The 16460-nt window shown below is 65.6% G+C and carries 14 protein-coding genes; all 14 read left to right on the top strand.

What is annotated here, in order from left to right; translation table 11 throughout:
- The first annotated feature begins 368 nt into the window (after positions 1 to 368).
- The 14 genes from L6637_RS07060 (at position 369) to L6637_RS07125 (ending at position 16457) form a co-directional block, all read left to right on the top strand.
- On the top strand, positions 369 to 1619 hold the full coding sequence (locus L6637_RS07060; protein ID WP_237859024.1) for an ABC transporter substrate-binding protein: 1251 nt from the start codon (positions 369 to 371) through the stop codon (positions 1617 to 1619).
- Between the two features lie 131 nt (positions 1620 to 1750).
- A complete protein-coding gene (locus L6637_RS07065; RefSeq protein ID WP_237859025.1) occupies positions 1751 to 2578 on the top strand; it encodes a helix-turn-helix transcriptional regulator in 828 nt (275 codons plus the stop codon).
- Between the two features lie 196 nt (positions 2579 to 2774).
- Positions 2775 to 3785 (top strand): branched-chain amino acid ABC transporter permease, encoded by a 1011-nt coding sequence (locus L6637_RS07070; RefSeq protein ID WP_237859026.1) that lies wholly within the window; start codon positions 2775 to 2777, stop codon positions 3783 to 3785.
- 1 nt (position 3786) lies between these two features.
- Positions 3787 to 4875, top strand: coding sequence for a branched-chain amino acid ABC transporter permease (locus tag L6637_RS07075; RefSeq protein ID WP_237859027.1), 1089 nt, complete (start codon positions 3787 to 3789; stop codon positions 4873 to 4875).
- Positions 4868 to 5650: an ABC transporter ATP-binding protein gene (locus L6637_RS07080; RefSeq protein WP_237859028.1), complete on the top strand. Its 783-nt coding sequence runs from the start codon at positions 4868 to 4870 to the stop codon at positions 5648 to 5650. The genes L6637_RS07075 and L6637_RS07080 overlap by 8 nt, the downstream gene beginning before the upstream one ends.
- Positions 5643 to 7859, top strand: coding sequence for an ABC transporter permease (locus L6637_RS07085; RefSeq protein ID WP_237869716.1), 2217 nt, complete (start codon positions 5643 to 5645; stop codon positions 7857 to 7859). The genes L6637_RS07080 and L6637_RS07085 overlap by 8 nt, the downstream gene beginning before the upstream one ends.
- A gap of 3 nt (positions 7860 to 7862) precedes the next feature.
- The gene (locus L6637_RS07090) at positions 7863 to 8696 is read left to right on the top strand and encodes a phosphoenolpyruvate hydrolase family protein (RefSeq protein WP_237859031.1); all 834 of its coding nucleotides are present in this window, start codon (positions 7863 to 7865) and stop codon (positions 8694 to 8696) included.
- Between the two features lie 26 nt (positions 8697 to 8722).
- Positions 8723 to 11629, top strand: coding sequence for a flotillin family protein (locus L6637_RS07095; RefSeq protein WP_237859032.1), 2907 nt, complete (start codon positions 8723 to 8725; stop codon positions 11627 to 11629).
- Positions 11630 to 11639: 10 nt separating this feature from the next.
- Complete coding sequence (locus L6637_RS07100) at positions 11640 to 12077, top strand: SRPBCC family protein (RefSeq protein ID WP_015686997.1); 438 nt, start codon at positions 11640 to 11642, stop codon at positions 12075 to 12077.
- 5 nt (positions 12078 to 12082) lie between these two features.
- Entirely contained in the window at positions 12083 to 12526 is a 444-nt protein-coding gene (locus L6637_RS07105) for an SRPBCC family protein (protein WP_237859033.1), read from the top strand.
- The gene (locus L6637_RS07110; protein WP_237859034.1) at positions 12527 to 13345 is read left to right on the top strand and encodes an FAD binding domain-containing protein; all 819 of its coding nucleotides are present in this window, start codon (positions 12527 to 12529) and stop codon (positions 13343 to 13345) included. It abuts the gene before it with no gap.
- 5 nt (positions 13346 to 13350) lie between these two features.
- Positions 13351 to 13827 carry a (2Fe-2S)-binding protein gene (locus tag L6637_RS07115; protein WP_183243641.1) on the top strand — a complete coding sequence of 159 codons (477 nt, stop codon included), beginning with the start codon at positions 13351 to 13353 and terminating at the stop codon, positions 13825 to 13827.
- 11 nt (positions 13828 to 13838) lie between these two features.
- Positions 13839 to 15434, top strand: coding sequence for a xanthine dehydrogenase family protein molybdopterin-binding subunit (locus L6637_RS07120; RefSeq protein WP_237869717.1), 1596 nt, complete (start codon positions 13839 to 13841; stop codon positions 15432 to 15434).
- Positions 15435 to 16457, top strand: a complete 1023-nt coding sequence (locus tag L6637_RS07125) for a xanthine dehydrogenase family protein molybdopterin-binding subunit (RefSeq protein WP_237869719.1) — start codon at positions 15435 to 15437, stop codon at positions 16455 to 16457.
- The last annotated feature ends 3 nt before the right edge of the window (positions 16458 to 16460 follow it).

Below are 16460 nucleotides of genomic sequence, written 5' to 3' on the forward strand. Positions count from 1 at the left end.
GCTCCTGCTCTGGTCGAAGTTCCCCGTGATTCCCTGGAGTCCATGTTCGACTTCTGTTCTTTTCGCCAGACAGTGTCAAGCTGGGAACTTCACGACCTCGCGCTATCCCGAGGCCGGGTTTCAGCGACAACCACGGCGCGTGGGCCCGCGCCTATTGCACCGCGGGACGAATTGCGACGCACCATTCAAAATGAGACTGCCTGTTAAGCCGCGCGTAGCTCCGACGCGTGCGCCGCATGCGAGTTCGGCTAGCTTTCATCCCAAGAAATCGTCGAAGACCCGTTGAGCTTTGCAAGAACGTCGCACCGCGCGGCGGACGCGTGAGGCGCAGTGAAAAAACAGCGACAAAACGCACAGGGAGGAGAGCAATGTTGAAAGGCAGTCTAGGACTGATTGCATTGAGCAGCCTGCTAATGTCGGGCACCGCATTTGCACAGGAGAAGATCAAGGTCGGCGTCACCGCCACCCTCGAAGGCACCTACACCGTGCTCGGCGAGGACGGCATCCGTGGCTTCCAGACCGCGTTGAACGTGCTCGGCAAGAAGGTCGGCGACAAGGAGCTCGAATTCGTCATCGCCTCGACCGACGCGACACCGGACTCCGCGGTGCGCGCGGTACGGAAGCTGATCGAGCAGGACAAGGTGCAGATTCTGCTGTCCCCGCTCTCGGGCGACGAGGGCATCGCGGTCAAGAACTTCGCGAAGACTCATCCGGAGCTGACCTTCATCAACGCAGCCTCCGGCGCGCAGGAAACGACCTATGTCGATCCGGCCCCGAACTTCTTCCGTTACAACATGGACGGCGCGCAGTGGCAGGTCGGCCTCGGCAAGTACGCCTATGAGACCAAGGGTTATCGCAAGATCGCGACCGTCGGCGAGGACTATTCCTTCATCTACACCCAGGTGTTCGGCCTCGTGCTCGAGTTCTGCGGCGCCGGCGGGCAAGTCACCAACCGGCAATGGGTGCCGCTCGGCACCAAGGATTTTGCCTCGGTCATCGCCGCCCTGCCCGACGATGTCGACGCGATTTATCTGGGCCTCGGCGGTGCCGACGCCGTCAACTTCCTCAACCAGTACCAGCAGGCTGGCGGCAAGGCGCATCTGATGGGCGGCTCGATCATGATCGACCAGACCATCCTGTCGTCCAAGGGCAACGCCAAGAACGCGCTTGTCGGCACGCTGGCCGCCAGCGGCCAGGCCGACACCTGGGAGGATCCGGGTTGGCAAAAATTCGTGAAGGACTATCAGGACGCCTTCCCCCCGGCCAAGCGCTTCCCGAGCCCGTCGCTGCTCGCCACCAACTATTACGGCTCGACCATGGCGCTGATCCTGGCGCTGCGTCAGGTCAATGGCGATCTCAGCGACAATCAGTCGAAGTACAAGGCTGCGCTCGCCAAGATCGAGCTCGATGCGCCCAACGGCAAGATCAAGCTCGACTCCAACCGTCAGGCGATCGGCACCAATTTCGTCACCGAAGTGGTGGATGACGGCAAGGGTGCGCTGTTCTCGAAGGTCGTGAAGGTGATCCCGAACGTGAACCAGACGCTGGGCTACGACCCCGCCGTGTTCGCCAAGATCGGTTTGCCCAGTCGTACAGTACCGGAATGTAAGAAGTACTGACGTAGTCGCATCAGCGATGTGATGACTGACCGGGGAGAGATTTGCAAAGCGCGCGACACGCACGCCCTTGCATTCTCTCCCCGGTTGTTGAACGCTATCAAAAAAAGTCAAAGGCTTCCGGGAGGGAAGGCATGAGCCGGGCGCTCGCCGTCTTCCATGGCCGTTTCGGCCGGGCGACGGTCTATCAGTTGAACCGCCCCTTCAATATCCACGCGCATCGCGAAGGTCATTTGATCTTCCATGTCGGCGGGCGTTCCGCATGCATCGATGTCAACGACGGACGCTACGACCTCACCGAAGGCTCCGTCGTCGCGGTCAATCCATGGGAGCCGCATAATTTCCTTCCCACCGACCTCGACGGCGGCGCGGTCTTCTTCGTGCTCTATGTCAATCCGGAATGGTTCGCACCCGATGCGCCCGGCGCCGACCGCCTCCGCTTCGGCCGCACCCAGTTCGCGCGAACGCCGGCGCTGGACAAGCACATCAGGCACGCGGCCGCCCTTGTGTGCGGCGCACCCTCGCTAAACAGCCTCGACGGCGAGCTGCGACGGCTGATCGATATCTGCTACGACGAAAGCTGGCAGCAGGCCGAGACCGCGCCCGATCTGCGCGCGAATGGTTCCATCACCGATTTTCGCGTTCGCAAGTGCATCAAGATGATGTCGGAGAGCCCCGGCGCGGAGATCGAGCTCGACACCATCGCGCGCGAATCCGGCCTGTCGCGGCCGCATTTCTACCGGCTGTTCCGCACCCAGACCGGCGTCACGCCGCACCTCTATCTCAACACCCTGATGATGGAGCAGGCGCTGGAGGCGCTGGTGGCGAGCGAGGCGCCGATCGCCGATATCGGCTTCGACCTCGGCTTCTCCTCGCAGAGCGGTTTCACCCGCTTCTTCGCCGCCAATGTCGGGATGGCGCCGACCGATTATCGCCGCGCCGCCAAGGTTTTGCGCGGCTGACGGACGCGCGAAAAGATACTCACGATCAAGTGCCTCTCTCGCCGCCCCACTAGGATGGGCGGAACGCGATCCCTGCAAGAGGATCGCATGTCCGGGGAGGACGCAAATCCATGGCGCGGTACGCAGCCTGCACAAGGCTGTCCGACCTGCATTCGAGGTGTGATGGTGGCCATCGCAAGCGGAGCGAGGTGACGCCATGACCCGCTTTGTCGAACGCCATCCGGCCTGGTCGTTGATCGTCATCATCGCGGTCGCGGTAGTGCTGTGGCTGATCTTTGCGGTCTGGCCGCCCGGGCTTGAAGACGCGATCGGTCGCAAGCGGGTTTTCCTCAACGCACTCTTCAACGGCATCACGCTCGGCGGCCTCTATTTCCTCGTCGCCAGCGGCTTCACCCTGATCTTCGGCCTGATGCGCAACGTCAACCTCGCGCACGGCTCGCTCTATCTGTTCGGCGGCTATGTCGGCTATGCCATCAGCGCCTCGACCGGATCGTGGATCCTCTCCTTCATCGTCGCCTTCATCCTGACGGCGCTGGTCGGCGTCCTGCTCCAGGTGCTCGTGTTCCGCCGCATGGAGGGCCAGGATCTGCGCCAGACCATGGTGACGATCGGCCTCTCCATCGTGTTCGCCGATCTCATGCTGTGGGCCTGCGGCGGCGACTTCTACCAGATCCAGACCCCGAACTGGCTGATTGGCCCGATCGATCTGCCGCTCATCACCGCGGTGAAATCGTCGGGCGAGCCGGTTTACTTGCGCTATCCGCTGGTCCGGCTCGTGATCTTCCTGGCTTCCGTGATCATCGGCATCGCGATGTGGCTTGCGCTCAACCGCACCCGGATCGGCATGATCATCCGCGCCGGCGTCGACGACCGCGACATCCTTGCTGCGACCGGCGTGCGCATCCAGGCCGTGTTTGTGCTGGTCTTCGCGCTCGGCGCGGGCCTTGCCGGCATCGCGGGCGTGGTCGGCGGCACCTTCCAGTCACTGTCGCCCGGCGAAGACATTCGCTTCTTGCTTGCTTCGCTCGTCGTCGTGATCGTCGGCGGCATGGGCTCGATCCCCGGCGCCGCGCTTGGCGCCCTCATCATCGGCCTCGCCGAGCAACTCGGCTCGGTCTACATCCCGACATACGCCATCGTCGTGACCTTCCTGATCATGGTGCTGGTGCTGGCGCTTCGGCCGCAGGGCCTGCTGGCGAGGCGCTGACATGTCCGTTACCCACGATACGCGCATTCAGATCCGCAGCCCCGCCTCGGCGGCGCAGCGGCAGGCTGCTCGCTCCTGGCCCGACCTCAACAATCCCGCCGCCTGGATCGTAGCGATCATCCTGCTGATCATGCCGCTGATCGCCAACGGCTTCTTCCTGATCGAGATCTTCGCAACCACGCTGATGCTCGGCACCATCGCGCTCAGCCTGATGTTCCTGGCCGGCTATGGCGGCATGGTCAGCCTGATGCAGCTCACCATCGCGGGCTTTGCCGCCTACATGGTCGCGGTGTTCGGAACCAGCGACAACGCCAATATCAGCCTGGGCTGGCCCTGGTGGCTGGCGGTGCCGATGGCGCTGACGCTCGCGACCATCTTCGGCACGCTCGGCGGTGCGCTCGCCGTGCGCACCGAGGGCATCTACACCATCATGATCACGCTCGCGATCGGGGCTGCGTTCTATTACTTCACCAATCAGAACTGGGCGATCTTCAACGGCCATACCGGCATCAACAACGTCGCGACGCCGCATTTCTGGGGCGTCAACTGGCGGGCGGACATTCCGTTCTACTATGTCGTGCTCGCGGTCGCCGCGCTTTGCTATTTCGCCGTCGACTACATCTCCCGCGCGCCGTTCGGCCTTGCGCTGCAGGGCGTGCGCGACAATCCGCGCCGCATGGCGGCGCTCGGCTTCAATGTCAATGCCCACCGCGTCGCCGCGTATGCGGTGGCATCTTTCATCGCGGGCCTCGCCGGCGTGCTCCAGGTCTGGAACTATCGCCAGATCTCGCCGGGCTCTGTCAGCGTCGGCGCCTGCATCGACATCCTCATCATCGCCATCGTCGGCGGCATCACGCGGCCGATCGGCCCCTATATCGGCGCGCTGGTGTTCGTGCTGTTGCGTACCTTTGCGCTCGACTTCCTGGTCAAGATCGGGCTCGATGGCAACCGCTTCCGGCTGCTGATCGGCCTCGGCTTCCTCGCGATTGTATTCTGGTCGTCGGATGGCGTGATCGGCCTGTGGCAGCGCTGGCGGCGGAGCCATCGTCCGCAGTCGGATCGCCCGGGCGGAGGGCGCGGTCATGGATAGCGTCGCGCAGCGCCTCTCCGCCGTCGGCGCCGGTGCAGCCCTGGAACTGCGCGGCGTCACGCGGCTGTTCGGCGCGCTGGCGGCGCTCACCGACGTCACCATCACCGTGCGCCCCGGCGAGCGGCGCGCCGTGCTCGGCTCCAATGGCGCCGGCAAGACCACGCTGTTCAACTGCATCACCGGCGACTTCCCGCCGACCTCAGGCACGATCCGTTTCTTTGGCGAGGACGTCACGCACTTCCCCCCTTATGAGCGCATCCGTCGCGGCCTCAGGCGAACCTACCAGATCTCCGCGCTGTTCCCCGGCCTCACGGTGCAGGACAACGTCTATCTCGCCTGCCGCGGCGTCTCGCGCGGACGCTTCTCGTTCCTGCGGCCCGGTCAGAATGATGCGCTGATGCACGCCGCCGACAATCTGGTGCAGGCGGTGCACTTGAGCGCGGTCAGGGACCAGCGCGTCGCCGAGCTCGCGCACGGCCAGCAGCGGCAGCTCGAGATCGCGCTGGCGCTCGCCGGCGCACCCCGCTTCGTGCTGTTCGACGAGCCGGCCGCGGGCCTGTCGCCGACCGAGCGCGCCGAGTTGGTCGAGATCCTCACCTCGCTACCGGCGCATATCGGCTACATCATCATCGAGCACGACATGGACGTGGCCTTACGCGTCGTCGAGAGCGTGACGATGATGCACAACGGCCGCATCTTCAAGGAAGGCGTGCCGGAGGAGATCCAGTCCGACCCCGAGGTGCAGGAGCTTTATCTCGGAGGCGGCCATGAGTGAGGCCCGCCGCAGCGCTGCAGCGCTCGAGGTCCGCGGCCTCGACGTTTACTATGGCCATTCGCACGCGCTGCAGGGCGTCGACCTCACGCTCGATGCCGGCGTGTTCTCCGTGGTCGGTCGCAACGGGATGGGCAAGACCACGCTGTGCAAGGCGATCATGGGCTTGGTGCCCGTGAGCGGGGGCTCGATCCGGATTCGCGGCGACGACATCACGCGGCGGCCGCCCGCGAATATCGCGCGGCTCGGCGTCGGCTATGTGCCACAGGGCCGCCGACTCTGGCGCTCGCTCAGCGTCGACGAACATCTGCGGCTCGCCGGCGGCATGCGCTCCGGCCCCTGGACGGTCGAGCGCATCTACGACACCTTTCCGCGGCTCGCCGAGCGCAAGGACCACGGCGGCGGCCAGCTCTCGGGCGGCGAGCAGCAGATGCTCGCGATCTCGCGCGCGCTGCTGACAAATCCGCAATTGCTGATCATGGACGAGCCGACCGAAGGGCTTGCACCCGTCATCGTCGCCCAGGTCGAAGAGATGCTGCTTCAGCTCGGCGAAGACGGCGACATGTCCGTGCTCGTGATCGAGCAAAACATCGGCGTCGCCACCGCGATCTCGCGCAACGTCGCGATCATGGTCAACGGCCGCATCAACCGCATCATCGATTCAGCTCGGCTGTCCGCCGACCGGGAGCTCCAGCAACGCCTGCTTGGCGTCGGACTGCACGCCGAACTGGAGCCCGATCTCGATGTGCCTTCTACCGACGGCGAGGCCAAGCCAGCTGCTCAGCTTCCACGCACCAGCGGTCCGATCCGGGTCTACATTTCCAACCCCACTCCGCCGACGCGCTGGTCGCAGCCGGTCCCGATCGGCCGTATCGAAGCCGCCGCGCGCACACTGTCGACGCAGGTCTCGCGCCTCGACGAGCCCGCACGGCGCAAGCGCGAGCCGGTGACGACGCAGACGTCAGGGCCCCCAGCGGTTCTGGTCGTCGGCACGCTCGACACCAAGGGTACTGAACTTCGCTTCATCCGCGACATCATTGGCGAGAGCGGGCTGCGCACGCGGCTCGTCGACGTCTCCACAAGCGGCAAGCACGCCACATGCGACGTCTCCGCGCAGGAGATTGCGCTGAACCACGGCCGCGGCGGCTCGGCTGTGTTCGGCCCGGACCGCGGCGCCGCTGTCACCGCGATGGCGGATGCGTTCGCCAATTGGATCAAGCGCCAGGGCAACATCGCCGGCGTCATTTCGGCCGGAGGCTCGGGAGCGGCATCGCTGGTCGCCCCTGCCATGCGCACCCTCCCCGTCGGCGTGCCAAAGCTGATCATCTCCTCGGTCGCCTCGGGCGACGTCGCGCCCTATGTCGGTCCTGCCGACATCACCATGATGTATTCGGTCACCGACGTGCAGGGGCTGAATTCGATCTCGCGCGCGGTGCTGTCGAACGGCGCCAATGCCATCGCCGGCATGGTCAAGGCGCGGCTCGACCCGCGTAAAGCGAAGGAGCGCGCTGCGAGTGCCGGGTTGCCGTCGATCGGCATCACCATGTTCGGCGTCACCACGCCGGCGGTGCAGAAGATCACAGCCGAGCTCGCCGACGATTTCGAGTGTCTTGTTTTCCACGCCACCGGCGTCGGCGGACGATCGATGGAGAAGCTGGTCGATTCCGGTCAGCTTGCCGGCGTGATCGATCTCACCACCACCGAGATCTGCGACCTCTTGATGGGCGGCGTGTTTCCGGCGACGGAGGATCGCTTCGGCGCTGTTATCCGCACCCGCCTGCCCTATGTCGGCTCGGTCGGCGCGCTCGACATGGTCAATTTCGGCGCGCCCGACACCATCCCCGAGCGCTGTCGCGGCCGCAAATTCCACGTCCACAATCCGCAGGTGACCTTGATGCGCACCACTGCGGACGAGAACGAACGCATGGGCCGCTGGATCGGCGAACGGCTGAACCAGATGGACGGGCCAGTGCGCTTCTTCCTGCCCGAGGGTGGCGTTTCCGCGCTCGATGCCCGCGGCCAGCCGTTCTGGGACCCCGAGGCCGACGCTGCCCTGTTCCGCGCGCTGGAGCGCACGGTACGGCAGACCGGCAACCGGCAACTCATTCGCGTCAAGCAGAACATCAACGATCCCGAGTTCGCCTCGATCATCGTGAGCGCGTTCCGAACCCTGTTCGGACGCGCCGGGGCACGCCGGAGAGTAGCGAGGTGACCGATGGCCCGGTTTGAACGCGCAGCACTCCTGAAGCGGTTCCGCGAGATGGCGAAGCGCGGCGAGCCGATCGTCGGCGGCGGCGCCGGCACCGGCCTGTCGGCCAAATGCGAGGAGGCCGGCGGCGTCGATCTCATCGTCATCTACAATTCCGGCCGCTATCGTATGGCTGGGCGCGGCTCACTTGCCGGGCTGATGCCTTATGGCGATGCCAACGCGATCGTCGTCGAAATGGCCGGCGAAGTGCTGCCGGTCGTCAGCAAGACGCCGGTCCTCGCGGGCGTGAACGGCACCGATCCGTTCCGCGACATGGATGTGTTCCTCGACCAGCTCAAGACACTCGGCTTCGCCGGCGTGCAGAACTTTCCGACCGTCGGCCTGATCGACGGCGTCTTCCGCGCCAATCTCGAAGAAACCGGCATGTCCTACGCGCTGGAGATCGACATGATCGCGAAGGCGCGCGAGAAGGACTTGCTGACGACGCCTTACGTCTTCAGCGAGAAGGAAGCGGCGGCGATGGCGATCGCCGGCGCCGACATCATCGTCTGCCATCTCGGCCTCACCACCGGCGGCACGATCGGCGCGCAGACCGCGCCCAAGCTGAAGGACTGCCCGGCACGCATCGACACCTGGGCATCCGCGGCGCTCAGCGTCAACCCTGACATCCTGGTGCTCGCCCATGGCGGCCCGATCGCGGATCCCGCCGATGCCGATTTCATCATGAAGAACACGCGTTACTGCCACGGCTTCTACGGCGCCTCCTCGATGGAGCGGCTGCCGGTGGAGCGGGCTTTGACGGAACAGGTCCGCAAATTCAAGGCGATCGGCGCGCCGTAACGCCTGCAAGATCGAGGGAGGGAAACATGTCAGGGATCCTGGTCGGCGAGCTCATCCTCTGGCTGATCGTCGCCATCATCGTGATCGTGGTTGGCGTCTACATCGTCAACTGGCTCTACCATCGCTCCTCCAAGGAGGTGTCGTTCGTCCGCACCGGTTTCCTCGGCGAACGCGTCGTCATCAACGGCGGCGCGTTCGTGCTGCCCTTCATCCACGATTACACGCCCGTCAACATGAACGTGCTGCCGATGGGCATCGTGCGCTCGCGGCAGGACGCGGTGATCACCCGCGACCGCATGCGTGTCGACATCGAGGCCGACTTCTATGTCCGGGTCCAGGCCACCCGCGAAGCGGTCTCGATCGCCGCCGCCACGCTCGGCCGCCGCACCATGGAGCCGGAACAGCTCCATGCGCTGCTGGCCGGCAAGTTCATTTCAGCGATCCGCTCGGTCGCATCCGAAATGACCCTCGAAGAGATGCACGAACGACGCGGCGACTATGTCACACGCGTCAAGACCAATGCGGCCGAAGCCCTCGCCCAGAATGGTCTTGAGCTCGAATCCGTCGCCATCACCGATCTCGACCAGACCGACCTTGAATTCTTCAATCCCTCGAACCGGTTCGACGCCGAAGGCTTGACCCGGCTGATGGAGGACATCGAGGCCCGGCGCAAGCTGCGCAATGACATCGAGCAGGACTCGATGATCAAGATCCGCACCCGCAATCTTGAGGCCGAGCGGCAGGCGCTCGAAATCGAGCGCGAGAGCGAGACCGCGCGGCTGGAGCAGGAACGCGACATCGAGATGCGCCGCGCGCTCCAGCGCACTGAAGTCGCCCGCGAACGCGCGCTGCGCGAGACCGAGGCCGAACAGGCCCAGATTTCTGCGCGTGAGGCGATCGAGCGCTCGCGGATCGCCAATGAGCAGGCGATTGCGGAGGCCCGCATCGCCGCCGAACGCGAGACGCGCCAGAAGGAAATCGAGCGCACCCGCACCATCGAAGAAAAGGAGTTGCTGGCGCGCGAGGAGATCGAGAAGACCCGAATCGCCAATCAGCGCTCGATCGACACGACGCGGATTGCCTCCGAACGTGATGTCCGCCAGCGCGAGATCGAACGCATGCGCACTGTCGAGGAAGCCGAGATCGCGGCACGCGAGGCCATCGAGAAGGCCCGCATCCAGCAGGACCGTGTCGTCACCGACGCCCGCATCGCCAATGAGGAGGAGACAAAGCGCCGCGAGATCGAGCGCACCCGCGCCGTCGACGAGGCCGAGATCGCCGCCCGCGAAGCCACCGAAAAGGCCCGCATCGCCCAGACCTTGATCGTGAATGTCGAGCGCATCTCCTCCGATGAGCGTACCCGCGCGCTGGAGATCCAGCAGGTCCGCACCATCCAGGAGGCCGAGATCGAGGCGCAGCGTGCGGTCGAGGCCGCCCGCATCGGCCGCGAGCGGACGCTGGCCGCTGAGCGGATCGCCGCCGAGCAGAGCACGCGGCAACTGGAGATCGAGCGCAACCAGAGCCTCGAAGTCGCCGGGATCGCCGCGCGCGAGACCACGGAAGCCTCGCGCATTGCCCAGGAAGAGCGCGTCCGCTCGCTGGAGATCGCGCGCAACCGGGCCGTCGAGGAGGCCGACATCGCCTCCCGCGAGGCGATCGAGGCGGCCCGCATTGCCCAGGAGAAGGCGGTCGCGGCCGAGCGCATCCAGGCCGAGCGCGACACGCGTTCGCTGGAGATCGAACGCACCGGCATTCTGGAGGCCGCCGAGCTGAAGCGGCGCGATGCCATCGAGCGGCAGCGCATCACGGTCGATCTCGCGCTGGAGGCCGAGCGGATCAACTCGTCCAAGAAGCGCGAGGTGCTCAATATCGAGCAGAAGAAGGCGATCGAGATCGCGGACGAAGACCGCGTCATCGCGCTCTCCGCCAAGAAGTCCGAGCGGATCGACGCCGACCGCCAGGTTCGGCAGGCCGAAATCGTCGCCCGCAAGGAGGTCGAGACCACCGACGTCTCGCGCGAGCAGGCGCTGGAGGCCGCCCGCCTCGAGCGCCGACGCGCAATCGAGCAGCTCGAGGTGGCCCGTGTCCAGTCACTGCAGGAGGCCGAGATCGCCTCCCGCGAGGAAGTCGAGCGCGCCCGCATCGCGTCCGACCGCGGCCTCGACGAGGCTCGTGTCGGCCGCGAGCGCGAGCTGCGCAAGCTGGAGGTCAACCGCGAGAAGGAGGTCGAGACTGTTTTGATGGAGAAGGCGATCGCCATTCACCAAAAGTCGCTGGAAGAATCGGCCGCGAAGGCGATGGCGGAGGAAGCGCGGATGCGGGCCACCGAGGCCGCCGAACGCGTCATCACCGCGCGCGAGAGCGAGATCGCAAAACGACGCAAGACGGTCGAGGTGCTGCTCGCCGAGAAGCAGGCCGAGGAGACACGGATCGCCGCGGACGCCGAACGTGTGCGTGCGGCCGTCGAAGCCGAGGCGCAGCGGATGCTCAACGAGGCCGAGAACGTGCTGACCGACCAGGCTCGCTATTCGTTGTTCCGCCGAAAGCTGCTCGACAAGATCGAAGGTATCGTGCGCGAGAGCGTCAAGCCGATGGAGAAGATCGAGGGCATCCGTATCCTCCAGGTTGACGGCCTCCATGGCAACGGCGGCGGTGGCAATGGCGGACGCAGCGCCACCGACGAGGTGATCGACTCCGCGCTGCGCTACCGCGTGCAGGCGCCGCTGATCGACTCCCTTCTGTCGGACATCGGCGTCGAGGGTGGCAGCCTTGCCAAGATGCCGGGCCTGATCCGCGAAGCTCGCGACATGCAGGGTATCAAGGAGTCCGCACGCAAGAGCGGCGGTGGCGGCGACAAACCCGCGGCCTCCCCGCCTGCGGCCGAGGGCGGCGGCGAACCGCCGGCCGAACGCGGTCCGCGGAAGAAGAGCTGAGGTCTGACCCATGCCCCGCGTCTACGTCTCCACCGTCGTCAATGCGCGCAACGATCGCGTCTGGGCGCGCGTGCGTGATTTCAACGGCCTGCCGAACTGGCACCCGGCGATTGCCGAAAGCCGCATCGAGGGCGGCGAGCCCTCGGACAAGATCGGATGTGTGCGCGACTTTCGCCTGCGCAATGGCGACCGCATCCGCGAGAAGCTGCTCGGCCTCTCCGACTACGACATGTTCTGCACCTACTCGATCCTGGAATCCCCGATGGGCGTCGAGAACTACGTCGCAACCTTGCGCCTGACGCCGGTCACCGACGGCGACCAGACCTTTGTGGAATGGACCGCCGAGTTCGACTGCGCGCCGGAGCGCGAGACCGAGCTCGTCGGCAATATCGGCGGCGGTGTGTTCCAGGGCGGGTTCGATGCCCTGAAGCGCGTGTTCGGAGGCTGATATCCGTGCCGCATATCGTCAAAAGCACGATCCTGGACGCACCGACCGATGCGGCGTGGGCGATGCTGCGCGATTTCAACGGGCACGACCGCTGGCATCCGGCAGTGGCGACCTCCTCGATCGAGCGCGCGCATGCCTCGGACAAGATCGGCTGTATCAGGCGGTTCAAGCTGAAGGACGGCGCGGAGCTGCGCGAGCAATTGCTGGCGCTATCCGACCTCGAACAGAGTTTTAGCTACTGCCTGCTCGATACACCGATCCCGATGTTCAACTACGTCGCCCATGTCCGCCTGCTGCCTGTGACCGACGGCGACCGCACGTTCTGGCACTGGGAGTCGCGCTTCACGGCCAGGCCGGAAGACCGCGACCGCATCACCCACATGGTCGCCGAAGACATTTACCAGGCCGGATTCGATGCAATCCGCCGGCATCTGAAGGAGGCCGCCTAGATGGCCGTGACAGTGAAGACTTTTGCGAGCGCCAGCGAGGCGGCGGGGGCACTGTCCTCGGATCGCAGCGCGCGCTATCTCGGCGGCGGCACGCTGGTGATGCGAGCGCTGAACGAGGGCGATGTTGCGATCTCGACCGTCGTCCGCGCCCAAGATCAGGCATTGACCCGGATCGACGCATCCGGCCCGCGCATCACGCTGGGCGCCGGCGTCACCTTCGCGCGCATCCTCGCTGACCGCGATCTTGGCTTCCTGCACGCCCCTGCGCGTTCGATCGGCGGCCCTGCGGTACGCAACATGGGAACAGTCGGCGGCAATCTCTTTGCGCCGAATCCTTATGGAGATTTCACCGTCGCGCTGCTCGCGCTCGATGCGACCGTCGCCGTCGCGGGCGCCTTTGGCGCGCGCGACATCGGAGTCGAAGAATTTTTGCAGGCGCGCGACCGGCAGCCCGGAACGCTGGTCTTGTCGATCTCCTGCACCCGGCCTGTAAGCAGCGAGGCGTTCCGCTATCGCAAGATCGCGCGTATCAAGCCGAAGGGCGGTTCGGTCATCACGCTCGCCGCGCATCTGCCGATCTCAGGCGGCCGGATCGCAGGCGCGCGGATTGCGCTGGGTTCGATGGCGCCGACACAGATCCGTGCCCGCGCTGCCGAGCGGGCACTGGAAGGACGCTCGCTGGACGCGGCGACCATCGCCGCCGCTGCATCCGCGGCGACCGAAGGAACGTCACCCCCCGACAATGCGCTCGGCAGCGCCTGGTATCGCCGCGAAATTGTCGGCGTCCACCTGCGCCGCCTGCTGTCCGGACAGGAATAGACCGCATGTCCAAAATACCCCTGCAATTTCGTCACAACGGCCGCGACGTCGCGATCTTCGTCGACGGCGGCACCAATCTGCTGGTGGCGCTGCGCGAACTGATCGGCGACATGACGCCGAAATTCGGCTGCGGCCAAGGCGGCTGCGGCACTTGCAGCGTGCTGATCGACGGCGAACTCCACCTCTCCTGCCTGACGCTGGCGGAAACAGTCGCGGGCCGCTCCGTTGAGACGCTCGACGGCATGAAGCAGGGTCCGAACCTGCATCCGCTCCAGCGCGCCTTCGCGGACAATTTCGCCGCCCAGTGCGGCTATTGCACGCCGGGCATGTTGATGGCTGCAAAAGCCCTGCTCGACCGCAATCCCTCGCCCAGCCGCGACGAGGTCATCGAGGCCATCTCCGGGAACATCTGCCGCTGCACCGGCTATGAGCCGATCATCAATGCCATCCTCGCCGCCGCCGGCGGCCGGGTCAGCGCCTGAAGGACGTCGCCATGCTGGAACTGCGCAAGGATATTTTCGCCGACGAGCGCGACGATAATTTGAAGGAAATCGGCAAGGGCACCCAGCGCCAGGACATGCTCGGCCACGTTACGGGCACGTCGAGCTACTTCAATGACCACAAGCTGCAGGGCATGCTGCATCTGAAGGTCGTACGCTCGACGCAGGCACATGCACGCATCCGCCGTATCGACACGGCCGAGGCCGAGCGTTCGGCCGGCGTGCGCCGGATCATCCGCGGCGCCGACGTGCCGGTCAATCTCAACACGCTTTTGAGCCTGATCAATTTCGGCAAGGACGACGAGCCGTCGCTGGCGGTCGACAAGGTCCGCTACAAGGGCGAGCCCGTTGTCGCCATCGTCGCCGACAGCGAGCGCGAGGCCTTTGAGGCCATCGCAAAGGTCAGGATTGACTACGAGCCGCTGCCGGCGGTATTCGACGTCGAGGACGCACTGAAGCCCGGCGCGCCCGTGGTCAACGAGACCTATCCGAAGAACACTTTCACCTATCACGAGACCTATGACCACCAGCGGCTTCGCTTCGGCGATGCCGATGCGGCGCTGGCGACGGCCGATCACGTGCTGGAGCAGCGCTACCAGATGTCGCCGATCGAGCACGCGCCGACCGAGACCAATGGTGCAATCGCTGCCCCCGACACCAACGGCCGTTTCGTCGTCTACACCTCGACCCAGGCGCTGTTCTTCTCGGTCGATACCTGCGCCAAGATTTTGGACGTCCCTTCCAACACCTTCCACTTCATCGGCGGCACCGTCGGCGGCGGGTTCGGCGGCAAGGTTGATACGCTGACCGAGCCGCTCGCCATTCTCGGCGCGATGCTGACTGGAAAACCCGTGCGCTACGTGTTCGGGCGCGAAGAGGAGATGCAATACGGCCCGCCGCGCGGCGCCGAGCGCATCTACATCAAGGACGGCGTGATGCGTGACGGCCGCATCGTCGCGCGCAAGATCCTCGCCTATTTCGACAGCGGCGCCTATACGCGGCTGTCGAGCTACGCCGCGGTGAAATGCGCAGCGCATCTGCCGGGCCCTTACACCATCCCGAACGTCTATGGCGACGTCTATTGCGTCTTCACGAACCGCACGCCGGCGACCGCCATGCGCGGCTTCGGTGTCACCGCGATGGACTTTGCCATCGAGTGCCAGATGGACAAGCTGGCGCACCTCATCAACATGGACCCGATGGAGTTCCGGATCCTCAACGCCTATCGCGACGGTGACATGAAAGCGCACCGGCGCGAAGCCAAGAACACGGCGCTGATCGAATGTGTGCAGGTTGCGGCCGAAAAGGCAAAATGGCCGCTTCGCGAGGAATTCAAGCGCGCATCGTCGCGCAAGGACGGCGGCGGCAGTCGCGCCGTAATCCCGCCGACACCGGCGGATGCTTCGCGCGCACGTCCCACCGCTCCGGCTCAGCAGCGCACCAGCTACGACAGGCTGCCACCCACTGTCACGCGCGAACCGCCGCGCGAGCCGCCTCCACCGGTTCCTCCGCCGCCCTCGCCGCGGCCACCTGCACCGTCGCATGGTGCGACCCGCTTCTCCTCCGTCTTCGGCACCAGGAGGCGCTAGATGACCCGGCATCGCGGACGCGGCATCGCGTCGATCAACTATCCCATCGGCATGAATCTCGGCGGTGATCCCAGCCAGGCGCTGGTGCATTCCAACCCGAGCGGCAAGTTCACGGTGGCGCTGTCGTCGATCGATCTTGGCCAGGGCATGAAATCCGTCACGCGGCAGATCTGCGCGGAGACGCTCGGCGTGCCGGTCGAGGATGTCTATGTCGACACGGCCGATTCCGACACCGGCCCGCATTGCATGGGCTCGTTCGCCTCGCGCGGCACCCATCGCGTCGGCAATGCCGTGATGGCGGCGGCGCGCGAGGCGCGCGGCGTGATGATGGAGGCGGCCGCCGAGGAGCTGGAGGTCAACGCCGCCGATCTCGAGACCGACGGGCGCGGCAATATCCATGTCAAGGGTGCGCCGCACCGCTCGATCTCGACCAAGGACGTCGCGATTGCCGCGCAGTTCAAGCAGGGCAAGACCATCTCGGGTCGCGGCATCTTCCTGGTGCCGCTCTCCGAAGTGAATCCGGAGACCGGCGAGATGTCGCCGGCGACATGCTACGCCCATGCCTGCCTCGTCGCCGAGGTCGATGTCGACGACGAGACCGGCGAAGTAGCGATGGTGCGAATGGACTCGGCCTATGAACTCGGCCGTGCGCTCAATCCGCGCCTGGTCGAGCAGCAGCTCGTCGGCGGCGCCTGGATGGGCGTCAGCCACGCGCTCTATGAGACGCCGGAGCCTTACTATCCAGAGCCCGTGCATGGCCCGCGCGACTTCGTTGAATATCTGATGCCCGGCCCCGGCGACATCTGCCCGCATGACATCGCGGTGCTGGAGCGCCCTGCCCCGGATGGTCCGTTCGGCGCCAAGGGCCCCGGCGAGATGTGCGCGAACCCGGTGCTGCCGGCGGTGGCCAATGCGATCTTCAACGCGGTCGGCGTGCGCATCGATGATCTTCCGATCACCCCTGAGAGGGTGCTGCGCGCAATCAAGGCCCAGGGCGGCGCGCGGCCGCAGGCGCGGCGCTAGAGG

The organism is Bradyrhizobium zhengyangense, assembly GCF_022012435.1.
Lineage (GTDB): Bacteria > Pseudomonadota > Alphaproteobacteria > Rhizobiales > Xanthobacteraceae > Bradyrhizobium > Bradyrhizobium zhengyangense.

Excerpts from the sequence above, each read along its gene's own strand:
- L6637_RS07065 (WP_237859025.1), top strand. The coding sequence starts at position 1,751 with ATGAGCCGGGCGCTCGCCGTCTTCCATGGCCGTTTCGGCCGGGCGACG.
- L6637_RS07090 (WP_237859031.1), top strand. The coding sequence starts at position 7,863 with ATGGCCCGGTTTGAACGCGCAGCACTCCTGAAGCGGTTCCGCGAGATG.
- L6637_RS07125 (WP_237869719.1), top strand. The coding sequence starts at position 15,435 with ATGACCCGGCATCGCGGACGCGGCATCGCGTCGATCAACTATCCCATC.
- L6637_RS07060 (WP_237859024.1), top strand. The coding sequence starts at position 369 with ATGTTGAAAGGCAGTCTAGGACTGATTGCATTGAGCAGCCTGCTAATG.
- L6637_RS07120 (WP_237869717.1), top strand. The coding sequence starts at position 13,839 with ATGCTGGAACTGCGCAAGGATATTTTCGCCGACGAGCGCGACGATAAT.
- L6637_RS07100 (WP_015686997.1), top strand. The coding sequence starts at position 11,640 with ATGCCCCGCGTCTACGTCTCCACCGTCGTCAATGCGCGCAACGATCGC.
- L6637_RS07095 (WP_237859032.1), top strand. The coding sequence starts at position 8,723 with ATGTCAGGGATCCTGGTCGGCGAGCTCATCCTCTGGCTGATCGTCGCC.
- L6637_RS07070 (WP_237859026.1), top strand. The coding sequence starts at position 2,775 with ATGACCCGCTTTGTCGAACGCCATCCGGCCTGGTCGTTGATCGTCATC.
- L6637_RS07075 (WP_237859027.1), top strand. The coding sequence starts at position 3,787 with ATGTCCGTTACCCACGATACGCGCATTCAGATCCGCAGCCCCGCCTCG.
- L6637_RS07085 (WP_237869716.1), top strand. The coding sequence starts at position 5,643 with ATGAGTGAGGCCCGCCGCAGCGCTGCAGCGCTCGAGGTCCGCGGCCTC.
- L6637_RS07080 (WP_237859028.1), top strand. The coding sequence starts at position 4,868 with ATGGATAGCGTCGCGCAGCGCCTCTCCGCCGTCGGCGCCGGTGCAGCC.
- L6637_RS07115 (WP_183243641.1), top strand. The coding sequence starts at position 13,351 with ATGTCCAAAATACCCCTGCAATTTCGTCACAACGGCCGCGACGTCGCG.
- L6637_RS07110 (WP_237859034.1), top strand. The coding sequence starts at position 12,527 with ATGGCCGTGACAGTGAAGACTTTTGCGAGCGCCAGCGAGGCGGCGGGG.